The sequence below is a fragment of the Lysinibacillus composti genome (assembly GCF_016908465.1).
Classification (GTDB): domain Bacteria; phylum Bacillota; class Bacilli; order Bacillales_A; family Planococcaceae; genus Ureibacillus; species Ureibacillus composti_A.
This window is the reverse complement of record NZ_JAFBDY010000012.1, coordinates 71,053-85,189: the sequence shown is the minus strand read 5'-3', so window position 1 is coordinate 85,189 and position 14,137 is coordinate 71,053. Positions and strand designations below refer to the sequence as shown.

General features: G+C 35.7%; 15 protein-coding genes. All 15 read left to right on the top strand.

All coding sequences use genetic code 11. The features are described 5' to 3' along the window. Positions 1-64: 64 nt before the first annotated feature. The 15 genes from JOD29_RS13090 to ndk all read left to right on the top strand — a co-directional run bounded on the left by JOD29_RS13090 (position 65) and on the right by ndk (position 14,066). A complete protein-coding gene (locus tag JOD29_RS13090) occupies positions 65-712 on the top strand; it encodes a flagellar brake protein (protein WP_124765030.1) in 648 nt (215 codons plus the stop codon). A gap of 256 nt (positions 713-968) precedes the next feature. Further along, positions 969-1,640 carry a (d)CMP kinase gene (gene cmk / locus JOD29_RS13085; protein WP_124765028.1) on the top strand — a complete coding sequence of 224 codons (672 nt, stop codon included), beginning with the start codon at positions 969-971 and terminating at the stop codon, positions 1,638-1,640. Between the two features lie 111 nt (positions 1,641-1,751). After that, a complete protein-coding gene (gene rpsA, locus JOD29_RS13080) occupies positions 1,752-2,897 on the top strand; it encodes a 30S ribosomal protein S1 (protein ID WP_124765026.1) in 1,146 nt (381 codons plus the stop codon). 608 nt (positions 2,898-3,505) lie between these two features. After that, positions 3,506-4,816 (top strand): ribosome biogenesis GTPase Der, encoded by a 1,311-nt coding sequence (gene der, locus JOD29_RS13075; RefSeq protein WP_124765024.1) that lies wholly within the window; start codon positions 3,506-3,508, stop codon positions 4,814-4,816. A 17-nt stretch (positions 4,817-4,833) separates the two neighbouring features. Beyond that, the gene (locus JOD29_RS13070; RefSeq protein ID WP_124765022.1) at positions 4,834-5,847 is read left to right on the top strand and encodes an NAD(P)H-dependent glycerol-3-phosphate dehydrogenase; all 1,014 of its coding nucleotides are present in this window, start codon (positions 4,834-4,836) and stop codon (positions 5,845-5,847) included. Between the two features lie 142 nt (positions 5,848-5,989). Beyond that, entirely contained in the window at positions 5,990-6,256 is a 267-nt protein-coding gene (locus JOD29_RS13065; RefSeq protein ID WP_124765020.1) for a DUF2768 domain-containing protein, read from the top strand. A gap of 271 nt (positions 6,257-6,527) precedes the next feature. After that, the gene (locus tag JOD29_RS13060; RefSeq protein ID WP_124765018.1) at positions 6,528-7,256 is read left to right on the top strand and encodes a hypothetical protein; all 729 of its coding nucleotides are present in this window, start codon (positions 6,528-6,530) and stop codon (positions 7,254-7,256) included. A 337-nt stretch (positions 7,257-7,593) separates the two neighbouring features. After that, the gene (spoIVA, locus tag JOD29_RS13055) at positions 7,594-9,099 is read left to right on the top strand and encodes a stage IV sporulation protein A (RefSeq protein ID WP_338088318.1); all 1,506 of its coding nucleotides are present in this window, start codon (positions 7,594-7,596) and stop codon (positions 9,097-9,099) included. Between the two features lie 362 nt (positions 9,100-9,461). Next, positions 9,462-9,734 (top strand): HU family DNA-binding protein, encoded by a 273-nt coding sequence (locus JOD29_RS13050; protein WP_036183797.1) that lies wholly within the window; start codon positions 9,462-9,464, stop codon positions 9,732-9,734. Between the two features lie 212 nt (positions 9,735-9,946). Further along, positions 9,947-10,516, top strand: a complete 570-nt coding sequence (gene folE / locus JOD29_RS13045) for a GTP cyclohydrolase I FolE (protein ID WP_124765014.1) — start codon at positions 9,947-9,949, stop codon at positions 10,514-10,516. A 60-nt stretch (positions 10,517-10,576) separates the two neighbouring features. Then, a complete protein-coding gene (gene mtrB / locus JOD29_RS13040; RefSeq protein ID WP_124765012.1) occupies positions 10,577-10,798 on the top strand; it encodes a trp RNA-binding attenuation protein MtrB in 222 nt (73 codons plus the stop codon). A 247-nt stretch (positions 10,799-11,045) separates the two neighbouring features. After that, a complete protein-coding gene (locus tag JOD29_RS13035; RefSeq protein WP_124765010.1) occupies positions 11,046-11,801 on the top strand; it encodes a heptaprenyl diphosphate synthase component 1 in 756 nt (251 codons plus the stop codon). 19 nt (positions 11,802-11,820) lie between these two features. After that, complete coding sequence (locus tag JOD29_RS13030; RefSeq protein ID WP_124765008.1) at positions 11,821-12,525, top strand: demethylmenaquinone methyltransferase; 705 nt, start codon at positions 11,821-11,823, stop codon at positions 12,523-12,525. A 21-nt stretch (positions 12,526-12,546) separates the two neighbouring features. Beyond that, positions 12,547-13,521 carry a heptaprenyl diphosphate synthase component II gene (gene hepT / locus JOD29_RS13025; RefSeq protein WP_124765006.1) on the top strand — a complete coding sequence of 325 codons (975 nt, stop codon included), beginning with the start codon at positions 12,547-12,549 and terminating at the stop codon, positions 13,519-13,521. 128 nt (positions 13,522-13,649) lie between these two features. Then, positions 13,650-14,066 carry a nucleoside-diphosphate kinase gene (gene ndk / locus JOD29_RS13020; protein WP_124765004.1) on the top strand — a complete coding sequence of 139 codons (417 nt, stop codon included), beginning with the start codon at positions 13,650-13,652 and terminating at the stop codon, positions 14,064-14,066. Positions 14,067-14,137 lie beyond the last annotated feature (71 nt).

The following is a 14,137-nucleotide window of genomic DNA, read 5'->3' as shown; positions in this document are numbered from 1 at the left end:
AATTATAGAAAAATAGGTCAATTCGTGTAATAATTTTATTACTATACTTACACGAGGCGAACCTATGGAACTAAAAATTGGAACAAGACTAACATTAGAATCTATTCACTCAGAGCGATTTGAAAAGTTTCACTGTAAAATTGTAGAACTAAAAAATCAAGTTATTTATATTGACTACCCAATAAATACAGTGACGAAAAAAACAGCTTTTTTATTAGATGGAGCACAATTTCGCGCCACGATTACAAATCAACAGGGAAGTTTTGCTTTTAAGACTGAAGTATTAGGCCGTGTCGTGAAAAACATACCAATGATCATACTTTCTTGCCCACCAAGAGAAGAGTTTATTAAAGTTCAACGACGCCAATTTGTCCGTGTTAATACTTCCGTTGACGTTGCAGTAGAATTTAATAATCAATACTTTCAATTTGTTACAGATGATATAAGTGCCGGTGGATTGGCTCTCATTTTAAAATCAAGTGTTGTATTTAAAGAAAACGATGATGTCAAATTAACTATTGTTCTCCCTTATAAAAATAGAGAAATTCGCTATGTTCGAACGGAAGCAAAAGTAATTAGAATATTTGAACGAAACGGCATTAAATTAGCTTCACTTGAGTTAATTGAAACGGATGAGGTCGACAAGCAATACATTGTACGCTTCTGTTTTGAAAGACAATTATTAAATCGAAATAAAGAACTTAATATTTAACCTACCTTTTATCATTTCGATTTATATAAAGGTAAGTCTTTACATGGAGTGTAGTTAGAGTTGAATAACTTTGGCTACACTTTTTGTTATTCCCGAAAATGTATCACAACTGGTTGATGAAAGTTTCTCTTGTAGTTAAGGATGATGCATATTTAAATCGGATAAATTTACAAAATTACGACGAAAATAGGTGTATAACAAACGATAAAAAATAAGTGATATGTTACAATGTTTGTGGAAAGTAGGGATTCAATTTATGAAAAAAATACAAATTGCAATTGATGGTCCAGCAGGGGCTGGAAAAAGCACAATTGCTAAAATCGTCGCCGAAAAATTAGGATACACTTATATCGATACTGGAGCAATGTATCGTGCAGTTACGTATAAAGCATTGAAACAAAACATAGAATTAGATGATGCTAAGGGGTTAGAACAAATGGTGTTAAACACTTCTATTGTTCTTAAGCCTAGTGAAAAGGGACAATTAGTATTTGTTGATGGAGAAGATGTTTCAGAAGTTATTCGCACTAATGAAGTAACAGCTAATGTATCTCAAGTATCGGCACATCCAAATATTCGTCAAATCTTAGTTGGAAAACAACAGGAACTTGCAGCGGCAGGTGGCATTGTGATGGACGGGCGTGACATTGGTACTCATGTTTTAAAAGAGGCAGAATTAAAAATATTTATGTCCGCTACAGTTGAAGAACGTGCCAAACGACGCCAAATAGATAATGAGAAGCGCGGTATTCCATCGTCAGTTGAACAATTAATAGAAGAAATTGCACACCGCGATAAGCTTGATAGCGAACGAGAAGCTTCTCCGTTAATTCAAGCGGAAGATGCTATTTACCTAGATACAACTGAGTTGTCTATTGTTGAAGCAGCTCAAGCCATTTTGAAATTAGCAGAAGAACTTGCAAAATAAAATGTAAATAAAACGTAAATAAGGTTTTTTTAAAAATATAAGGAAAATTTTTTGTCTTTATATAATATTTAGAATAAAATAGAAATTGGAAGATGCGAAGGAGGGTTACATATGTCTGAAGAAATGAACTTAGGATTAAACCAAGAATTTCGTGAAGGAGATATTGTGAAAGGTGCTGCTGTGAAGGTAGATGAGAAAGCAGTGACTGTTTCAATTCAAGGTGCGCCTTTCGACGGTATTGTACCAATTAGCGAACTTTCGAGCCTGCACATTGAAAAAGCTTCTGATATTGTATCAGTAGGTGATGAACTAGATTTAATGATTACCAAAGTAGAAGAAGAAAACTTTGTACTATCTAAACGCAAATTAGACGCTTTAAAAGCATGGGATCAACTTGAAGAGAAATTCGCATCAGGAGAAGTTTTTGAGGCTGAAGTGAAGGATGTTGTCAAAGGTGGCCTAGTTGTTGATTTAGGCGTACGCGGCTTCGTTCCTGCATCGCTAGTGGAAGATTATTTTGTAGAAGATTTTGAAGATTATAAAGGTAAAACATTAACATTTAAAATTACTGAGCTTGATAAAGATAAGGGTCGTTTGATTCTATCTCACCGAGCTGTTGTTGAGGAAGAAAAAGCTTCTAAGAAAAAGCAAGTTCTTGGTGATATTCAAGAAGGAGCTATCCTTGATGGTACGGTTCAACGTATTGCTCCATTTGGTGCTTTTGTTGATATTGGTGGAGTAGATGGATTAGTACACATTTCACAAGTTTCTCATGATCATGTGGAAAATATTAATACAGTTCTATCTGAAGGCCAAGCTGTTAAAGTAAAAGTTTTATCTGTTGATCCATCAAATGAACGAATTTCGTTATCAATTAAAGATACATTACCTGGACCTTGGGCAAACATTAAAGAACGCGTTACGAAAGGTTCTGTTTTAACAGGTACAGTTAGACGTCTTGTTTCATTCGGTGCATTTATCGAGATATTCCCAGGTGTTGAAGGATTAGTTCACATCTCTCAAATATCTCATAAGCATATTAATACTCCGCATGAAGTTTTAAAAGAGGGTCAAGAAGTGGAAGTAAAGGTTCTTGAAGTCAATGCGTATGAAAAACGATTATCATTAAGCATTAAAGAACTACAAACCAACCCGGAAAAAGTTGAAGAATACGATTATGAGCTTCCTGAAGAAAATTCTGGTTTCTCATTCAGTGATGTAATTGGGGATCAGTTGAAAAAGCTTACAGGAAAATAATAAGTTAAATATATAAAACACGTAATGATAACGATTAGTTATTCATTACGTGTTTTTGTATTTTATATGTTTCATTATTGTAGTTCGTACAGTGTCTACCTTATGGAGTTTTCTCTGGCGGACAAATGCCAACAGTACCACACGTTGCGATGCTTCTGTCAAGGTCGACAAATTGTTGGGCTCCATGAAGAAAGTTATGTCTTGCACGTATCTCTGGCATGTAGTCAAAGCCTTTATTTTTTATGATGTTAAAAATTCATCATCATAATCTATTAAAATAGCAAAAATAACCTCTTCAAAACCAAATGAATTGAGTCCTATAGTGTACTACGCTCTAATTGATTACTAGTAGAAATCCAATTAATAGAAAATATATTGTTAAAAGTAAATAAAACATTACACCTTTTGGAGAAAATGATTTTCTCTCCTATCTGTATATTTAGATAGGAATCGCATTACAGTAGCTTTTCTTGTTGCAATTATTGGCAAAATTATGATGGCAAATTGGGTGAATTACAGTTATTCCTGTATTTTGATGTGAAAAAATGCTATAAAAGTTATTTTCGTGTATAATACAAAAGATAAGAATTTGGAAGGATGAAGTACAGATGACAAAACCAGTAATCGCCATCGTAGGTCGTCCGAACGTTGGAAAATCAACAATTTTTAATCGAATTGTTGGTGAACGCGTATCGATCGTGGAAGATATTCCAGGCGTAACACGTGACCGTATCTATAGTTCGGCAGATTGGTTAACACATGAATTTAACATTATAGATACAGGCGGGATTGAAATTGGTGACGAACCATTTTTAGAGCAAATTCGTCAGCAAGCAGAAATTGCCATGGATGAAGCAGACGTTATTATCTTTATGACAAATGGTCGTGAGGGGGTAACACTTGCAGATGAACAGGTGGCGAAGATTTTATATAAAACAAAAAAGCCAGTTGTACTAGCTGTCAACAAAATTGATAATCCAGACATGCGTGAAATGATGTATGACTTTTATTCCTTAGGATTTGGTGATCCATTCCCGATTTCCGGTTCCCACGGTTTAGGTCTTGGGGATTTATTAGATGAATGCGCGAAGCACTTCCCTAAAGAAGATGAAGAACAATACCCAGATGATACAATTAAATTTAGTTTAATTGGTCGTCCGAATGTTGGGAAATCTTCGTTGGTTAATGCTTTCTTAGGACAAGAACGAGTTATTGTAAGTGATGTTGCAGGGACAACTCGTGATGCAATTGATACACCTTACTCATATGATGATCAAGAATATGTCATCATTGATACGGCAGGAATGCGTAAAAAAGGAAAAGTATATGAAACAACTGAGAAATATTCAGTACTCCGAGCGTTAAGAGCAATTGAACGTTCAGACGTTGTATTAGTTGTTCTGAATGCTGAAGAGGGTATTCAAGAACAAGATAAAAAAATTGCTGGCTATGCACACGAAGCAGGTAAAGCTGTTATTATTGTTGTCAATAAATGGGATGCCATTGAAAAAGATGATAAAACAATGAATCGCTTTACTGAGGAAATACGTGAACATTTCTTATACTTAAGCTATGCACCAATTATTTTTGTCTCTGCAAAGACTAAACAACGTGTGCATAATATCTTATCAATTGTAAAACGTGTGAGTGAAAATCATGCGATGCGAATTCAATCATCAATCTTAAATGATATTATTGAAGATGCAGTTGCAAGAAATCCAGCACCTACAGATAAAGGTCGACGTTTACGCCTTTATTACACGACACAAGTGGCTGTAAAACCACCTACTTTTATTGTGTTTGTTAATGAACCAGAGCTAATGCATTTTTCATATGAACGTTTCCTTGAGAATCGTATTCGTGAAACATTTGATTTTGAAGGAACTCCGATTCGGATCATTACACGTGCACGCGAGTAAGTGAAGGGGGATCTTAAATGGAAAATGTAACTGTATTAGGAGCGGGCTCATGGGGTACTGCTTTAGCTATCGTGTTAGCTGAAAATGGCCATAACACGCTTTTATGGACACATCGTGAAGAACAAGCAAACGAGATTAACGAATACCATTCAAATAAAAAATATTTACCAGAAACAAAATTACCTTCAAATTTAGTAGCAACGCATAATTTAAAGGAAGCATCTGATCATGCTTCTATTATCGTTGTAGCGGTGCCGACTAAGGCCATTCGTGAAGTTTGTTCGCAAATGTTGAGCTATTTAAATAAGAAGGCATTATTTGTCCATGTTTCAAAAGGAATTGAACCTGATTCGTTGTTAAGGATTTCAGAAATCATTGAACAAAGTTTAACACCTGAAGTGATTGATGATATTGTTATTTTATCGGGCCCAAGTCACGCAGAAGAAGTTGTATTAAGACATCCAACAACGGTTACGGCGGCTTGCCAAGATATAGAGAAAGCAGGCATTGTTCAAGACTTATTCATGAATAATTACTTCCGAGTTTATACAAATGATGATATCGTTGGAGTAGAAATCGGAGGAGCATTAAAAAATGTTATTGCCCTTGCTGCAGGAATTTCGGATGGCTTAAATTACGGTGATAACGCAAAAGCAGCATTAATCACAAGAGGACTTGCGGAAATTACTCGCCTAGGTGTCAAAATGGGGGGGAATCCCTTTACCTTTTCGGGTTTAACTGGAATGGGCGATTTAATCGTAACATGTACAAGTATTCACTCGCGTAACTATCGTGCAGGCAATTTGCTCGGTAAAGGTCATAATTTAACTGACGTATTAGATCAAATGGGAATGGTTGTAGAAGGAGTACGTACGACAAAAGCTGCTTTTCAGCTTGCTCAAAAGTATGAGGTGCCTATGCCAATAACATTTGCTCTGTATGATGTATTATTTAATGAAAAAATTCCGAAAGCTGCAGTAGATGAATTAATGATCCGAATGAAAAAGCAAGAAATCGATGAATTATTATAGAACAATTTTGAATGCGATGAATTAATTAATTTCAATCAAGATATAGGAGGTATTAATTTACCTCCTATTATTTTTGTAATGTTATCCATAATATTTACTTTTTTAAAATACATAGTGTCCTGATTTGAAAGGTGGTTTTTTTATGCAACACCCATTATTATCAAAGGATCTTTCAATGTTTGTTTTAGCTTCTGCGAGGGGGCCTCTTGCAACGATGCATGCACTTGATGTCATGTGGGTTTCCTTCTATTCTATTGCTGCCATGTTAGTTTCGGTGTTAATCGTTTCGGCAGTCCGTAAATGGGTTTCAAACGGCTGTTTATCAATGATTTTACGACTATTTGCATTTGGTCTCTTTTTCATTGGGACAATCTTAATGATTCTCGTAGTATTTACTTGGCCATCTTAAACTACTACTGAATTTCACTCTTTAAATGACTTATTCTATTTTAGATGAGATGAATTATTAAAGGTACTACAATTAAATGGAGATATATTGGACTGAATGAAGTATGCCTCCGGCGGATGTCACAGTTTTTAATAGGAATTAGAGGAAGTTTGGCCTAAGAGCGTCACATCGTGTGACAACGGCGAACGGACCTGCGTCGTGCAGCCTCAGTTTCGATAAAAATTTGGGCCTAATATGCCAAGGCGCATTTGATTATGTAGAGGTGAACACAATGAAGAAAAGCTGGGTTGTATTTTTAGTACTCGTTTTAACATCGCTCGTATTATCCGGATGTCTTTTCCCTGATGACCAAAAGGCTGAGAATCAAGTGCCTGATGAACTTCAACTAGAAGTTGTACAGAGGGCTGTGGAGGAGTTTCAAGCCGATACAGGTGTCCTTCCAATTAAAACACGTGATATGGAAACAGATATCTTTATAAAATATCCAATTGATTTCTCAAAGCTTATTCCAAAATATATGGCAAAATCTCCTGGCAACTCATATGAGCAAGGTGGAATTTTTCAATATATTATTTGGGATCCAGAAGATAACCCTACTGTAAAATTGGTTGATTTACGTTCAGTTGAAAAAATTCGTGAACTAAACATTCGATTTTTAGCAACTAAGTATCCAACCTATAAAGAGCAAATATCAGACTATGTTTATACTATTGATTTCAAAAAAATTGGTTATGACGAAGAGTTAACAGTTCCTAGTCCATACTCGAATAATCAATTACCCTTAGTTGCTTCTACTGAAGGGGACATATACGTAGACTATTCAATTGACTTAAATCTTTTCTTAAAAGAAAATAATTTAACACCTAAACCTGGAGAGGATATTCGAATGTTATTAGTAGAAAAATATCCTGTTGTTCCAGCCTATTCTTTTCCATACACAGTTGACGAAAATAATGAACCAGTCTATATGTTTGACCCATCAAAAGAAAGTAAAAAATAATAGGATAAACGATTATTATAGAACCGTCACTAGGAGCATATATTGCTCTTGGTGGCGGTTTTTTGAGAAAAATTAAATGTAAAAAAGATGTGAAAAACTATTTACTTTTCACACATTAATATCGACCATAATAGTGAAGGACTTTCCCCTTGAAAATCGCCTATTTTTTGTCTATTATGTGCACCGATGTTGAACTAAATTTCGTACAGAAGTTGACTATTTAAAGCCCTTTTAAACTTACGGTGAACGTTTTTTATTTAAAAAGGTTGCACTTTTTTGCACATTTTGAGGAATTTTCGTACAAGGTAGTTACATATTTTATTTAGAAAGGTCATAGATTGTAATACGTAAAGGAGGAGCTACAATAGGCGAAGAAATCTTTCAACAAATAGCAGAGAGAACTAATGGGGATGTATATATTGGTGTTGTAGGGCCTGTGCGAGTTGGTAAGTCTACTTTTGTAAAGAAAATGATGGAATCTGTTGTGCTTCCACGCATTGCTAACGAAGAAGACCGCATGAGAGCAATGGACGAGTTGCCTCAAAGCTCACCAGGCCCAGTCATTATGACAGCAGAACCGAAATTTGTTCCGGCTCAAGGTACACAAATCACAATTGGAGAAAGTGAAATACCATTCCGTATTCGTTTTGCAGATTGTGTAGGGTATATTATTGATGGTGTAAAAGGGTATGAAGACGAAAATGGCCCAAAATATGTACAGACACCTTGGAGTAATGAAGCTATTCCGTTCCAGGAAGCTGCAAAAATTGGAACAGACAAAGTGATACGCGATCACGCTAATATTGGGATTGTCGTAACAACTGACGGAACTGTAAACGGTATTAACCGTCATGCAGCTCAAATCGCTGAGCAGCAAATTATTGAACAACTTAAAGAAATTGGTAAACCATTTGTTGTCGTGTTAAACAGTGTTATTCCAAGTCATGCTAATACAGTTGCTTTAAGAAATGAATTATTAGAGCAATATGGTGTACCGGTAATTCCTGTTTCAATTGAACAAATGTCTATTCGTGATATGGAATATATTCTACAAGAGGCACTTTATGAGTTCCCAGTAGAAGATATTGAGGTCGAAAAGCCTGATTGGTTAGACGTTTTAGGAAACACACACCACTTAAATCAATCTTTAGCAGAATCTGTTTCTAATGTACTAGATTCCATTACTAAAATTCGTGATGTGAATTTGGCAGTTGAACAACTAAGAGAGATTGATTATGTTGAAGAATGTGAGATTGAACGAGTAGATGCAGGTTTAGGTGTTGCGACTGTTCGAATTACATTAAAACCAGAAATCTATAAAGCTGTATGTAATGAATGGCTAGACTCCCCAATCGAGTCAAAGAAGGATTGGTTACTCTTTATTAAAGAGGCTGCTGAGGCAAAACAAGCGCAAAAGAGATTCAGAGAAGCGATTGAGGAAGCAAGTACAAATGGTTATGGTGTAACACTTCCATCGTTAGAAGAATTTGAACCAAGTGAACCAGAAATTATTAAACAAAATAATTTCTATGGTGTACGTATGAAAGCTTCAGCACCTTCATATCACATTATCCGTATTGATATGGAAACAGAATTTGCGCCATTAATTGGTACAGAATTTTATGCGAGTCAGTTATTAAAAGACCTTCAGTATTCATTTAGACATGATCGTGAAGCTTTATGGGAAACTCAATTATTTGGTACGCCTTTACACGAGGTGTTAAAAGAGGGGATTCGTTATAAAATGAATTCAGTTCCTCCAAACGCGAAGAAAAGAATGCGTCAAACGATTGAAAGAATGGTTAATGAAGGTGATCGCGGACTTGTTACATTTATTATATAATTTTATCCTTCAGTTGGGGTACCAACCCCAACTGAAATGAAGTTTGACATCATATCCGATTTAAGTTTTTATAGGAGATTTCGCTTAGTAATCGAGGGGAAATCTGATTGCGTCAACGCTTAGCTGAGAAGAGAGAAAACGCTATGACGTAATTGATTAGGTATAAAGACAATAAAATACTTAAAAATTTTTTGTTAGGACTTTTCATTTTATAGGTGAAAAGTCCTTTTATTTGTGTAATGTTAGAAAAAATACATTTTTCTATGCGAAAACATCGATAAATACAGTTGCACCAAGGTTTTCTATATGTTACTCTTTTTACATGATTTATGTTCATGACCCTTTGAGAGGAGGTGAATGGTGTGAATAAAACAGAATTAGTAAACTCTGTTGCTGAAGCTGCGGCTCTTTCTAAAAAAGACGCTTCTAAAGCAGTTGAAGCTGTATTTGATACAATTCAAGATGCTCTTGCAAAGGGTGACAAAGTTCAATTAATCGGTTTTGGGAATTTCGAAGTACGTGAACGTGCGGCTCGTAAAGGTCGTAATCCACAATCAGGTGAAGAAATCGAAATCGCTGCAAGTAAAGTACCTGCTTTCAAACCAGGTAAAGCGCTTAAAGATGCTGTGAAATAATCAGCCTTGCAGTTACATAGAGCAGTCGTCATGGACTCATGATGACTGCTCTTTTTTTACATACTAATTGATAAACAATAGATAATAAATTTGCGAGTACTATTTTCGCTTTTTTTCTTTTATTCAGAAACCCCTTTATGCGATAATGGGGTGTATGTGCTATGATTCAATTTGACAGTCTTGCGTCGTGATTTTAGGAGGATATTGTTACTATGTCGAAGGTCGATTTAAATAAAATAGAAGAAGCCGTTAAAATGATTTTAGAAGCGGTTGGAGAAGATACAACTAGAGAAGGATTGCAAGATACACCAACGCGCGTAGCGAAAATGTATGCTGAAATGTTTAGTGGCATTAATGAGGATCCACGGGAATTCTTCAGCACCGTTTTCCATGAAGAACATGAAGAACTAGTTCTCGTTAAAGATATACCGTTTTATTCAATGTGTGAACATCACTTAGTTCCTTTTTACGGCAAAGCGCATGTTGCTTATATCCCTCATGATGGGAAAGTAGCGGGACTTAGTAAATTAGGTCGATGTGTAGAATCGGTTGCGCGCCGTCCGCAACTTCAAGAGAGAATTACCTCTACAGTTGCAGATACTTTGATGGAAATGTTACAACCGTTTGGAGTTTATGTCGTGATTGAAGCGGAACACATGTGTATGACGATGAGAGGTTTGAAAAAACCAGGGTCCAAAACAGTCACTTCAGTTGCTCGTGGAGTTTTTGAAGAGGATGAAGTGAAACGTAGAGAAGTCATCTCATTTATTCAAATGTCTTAAATTCATCTTTTTATTGTGTTATGATGTACAAGAATATGAAGTATGAGGAGTAATGAACTTATGACAAACCCAGATTATATTGTCATTGAAGCAGAAGAAGATGGAGTTCATGTAATCGGTCTCACACGTGGAACAGATACGAAATTTCACCATTCTGAAAAATTAGATTCTGGTGAAGTAATGATTGCACAATTTACAGAACATACATCTGCTATGAAAATTCGTGGTAAAGCAAAAATTTACTCATCACATGGCGTTATAGAAAGTGGTTCTAAAAAGTAAGGTAGCTTGTCATGCTTAAACGTTTGCATGGCATTTATCTTCATTCGCAAAAAAACTCCAGCAATTAAAATGTGAGTTAATGCAAATTTATAATTTATTCAGTTTAGATTCAACATGATACTGAGTGAAGATAATGCCTCCGGCGGATGTCACGGGTTTCGTATTGGAGTTGACTCGCGTAACACGAGTCCGAAATCCGGACGCAATTACGCCAAGGCGTAATTGATAGTGAAATGGAGTAATATCTATGGATGCAACATACATTCAGAAAAACATTAACCAATTAAAAACGAATATTTTCATGCATGTTCGACATAGAACTCTACTGCAATATACTGGAGAACCGGTATTGAATGAAGAACAATTGTTTTACTTGCTGTTACCCTTTTTCAACGGTGAAAATTGGAATGACAAGATGGATAAGAGTATCATCACGGTCGGAATCGTCCATTCATCACTTAGTGAGCATGAAAAAATTCATGAATTGGACGCAACAAGTAAAGAACAACAATTAACAGTTCTTTCGGGAGATTACTACAGTGGACGTTATTATCAAATTTTAGCTGAATCAGGAAATATTCCCTTAATCAGAAAAATATCTGAGGGAATTGTCCATCGTTGCGAACAGCAAGTAAGAGTTTATGAAAATAAATCATATACATTTAGACAATGGCTCGAGAGTTTAACAGTAATTGAAACTGCTCTTATTAAGAGCTTTTATACCGCTTATAATTTCAATCAATATTTGCCAATCGTGGAAAATTGTTTGTTGTTGCTTCGTTTAAATGAAGAGGACAAAAAGCATAAAAATGGGGAAACATCACCAATTTATCAGTTGATGGTAGACAGTTCAGTGCAACATGAAGAACCATTTGAACGGTTAATTCTACGGGAGATTGATACGTTAACGACGAATCTTCTTGACTATCTTCAAACGTCAACATTTTTACATGACGATTTGAAACAATACATAAAACAGAAAGTACTGTTTAGTCAGAAGTGACAAGGAAGGTTTTGAAAAGATGAGCAAGTCAAAAGAAGAACGTGTTCATGAGGTCTTTGAAACTATTTCAGAGAGTTACGATAAAATGAACTCGGTAATTAGTTTTCAATTGCATGTCAAATGGCGTGAAGATACAATGAAGCGCATGAATGTAAAACCAGGTTCGAAATGCCTCGATGTTTGTTGTGGTACCGCTGATTGGACTATTCAGCTTGCAAAGGCGGTCGGGGATACTGGTATGGTAAAAGGTCTTGATTTTAGTAAAAATATGCTAAAAGTAGGCGAGGGAAAGGTAAAACCATTTCCACAAGTTGAATTAATGCATGGAAATGCAATGGAATTACCGTTTGAGGATAATACCTTTGACTACGTAACAATTGGGTTTGGATTACGAAATGTACCTGATTATATGCAGGTTTTACGAGAAATGAATCGTGTGTTAAAGCCAGGAGGTATGGCTGTTTGTTTAGAAACTTCGCAGTCTGAGATTCCTGGATATCGTCAATTATTCAGATTTTATTTTAAATATATTATGCCGGTATTTGGCAAATTATTTGCTAAAAGTTACAAAGAGTATTCATGGTTACAAGAATCTGCAAATGATTTTCCAGGTATGAAGAAACTTGCATCTATGTTTGGACAAGCCGGTTTCACTAAAGTTAAATATAAGGGCTATAGTGGTGGTGCCGCGGCGATGCATATGGGGTTTAAGAAAGAAATTTAGGCGGGGAGAAGGTTTTTACGCGTGGAAAAGATGAAGTTAAAAATGCTCTATTCCGATTTGAAATCGGATATAGACGTCATCGAAAAAGAATTAGAAACAGCGTTGAACTCGTCTTCACACATGATAAATGATGCCTCCCTTCATTTATTGCAAGCGGGTGGAAAAAGAATTCGTCCAGTTTTTGTTTTAGTCAGTGCAAAATTTGGACAATATAATATTGACCAAATGAAAAATATTGCTGTTCCGCTTGAATTAATTCATATGGGATCTCTTGTTCATGATGATGTTATTGATGATTCAGATATGAGAAGGGGTAGACGTACGGTTAAAGCACAAACAAACAATCGTGTTGCCATGTATACTGGCGACTTTATTTTTGCGCGTGCATTAGAGTATGTCACATCGATTGAGAATCCACGTGTTCATCAAATTTTGGCTCGAACAATGGTTGAAATTGTTAATGGTGAAGTGATTCAAATTGAAGATAAGTTTCGAGTAGATCAAAATTTAAAAGACTACTTCCGTCGAATTAAAAGGAAAACAGCATTATTAATTGAATCTAGCTGTGAACTAGGGGCAGTTGCTGCTGGTGTTGACCCAAAAAATGTTAGACATTTAAAACAATTTGGTTATTATGTTGGTATGAGTTTTCAAATCGTTGATGATATTTTAGATTTTGTTTCAACCGATCGACAACTTGGTAAACCAGCAGGAAGTGACTTGTTACATGGAAATATTACGCTTCCAATTATCCTGTTAAAGGATGATCCTACAATTCAACGATTTATTCAACGTGCTGAACATGGTTTTGTGACTGAAGAAGAGCGTATGGCCATGTTAGAAGTTGTACGCAAGTCAGATGCCATAAAAGAAGCTGTGAAAATTAGCAACCTTTATTTAAAGAAGGCGATGAAAGAAGTAGAAGCATTGCCAAACAACCCAATGAAAAAGAAATTAAGGGACATTGCTTTATTTATTGGCAAGCGCAAGTTTTAATTTTGATTTGCATGACAATAATTAACTATATTTAAATTATTTGAGATAGTTGATGTATTTATATTATTTTGGTAATATTTATCGGTAGGTGTAACGCCTTACCCAAACTTAAGGAGTGTATAATAATTATGGCAATCGAAAAAACTTATTTAATGATTAAACCAGATGGCGTTAAGCGTCAAGTAATCGGAGATATCGTGGACCGTTTTGAACGCCGCGGCTTCGAATTAAAAGCAGCTAAATTAATCGTACCATCTCGTGAAGTAGCAGAAGCTCACTATGCAGAACATGCAGACAAACCATTCTTTGGTGAATTAGTTGACTTCATCACTTCTGGTCCAGTATTTGCAATGGTATGGGAAGGCGAAAGCGTAATTTCTTTAGCTCGTATCATGATGGGTGCTACAAAACCATCTGAATCTCAACCGGGTACAATCCGTGGTGACTATGCTGTTACTATTTCAGAAAACGTAATCCACGGTTCTGATTCAGCAGAATCAGCTGAACGTGAAATCGCATTATGGTTCGGTTCTGAATTAGCTTAATAGCTAATTACTAATTACAATAACAAATTGTAAATCAAGGCGTAGAAAAAGTTGAATTGACTTTTTCTGCG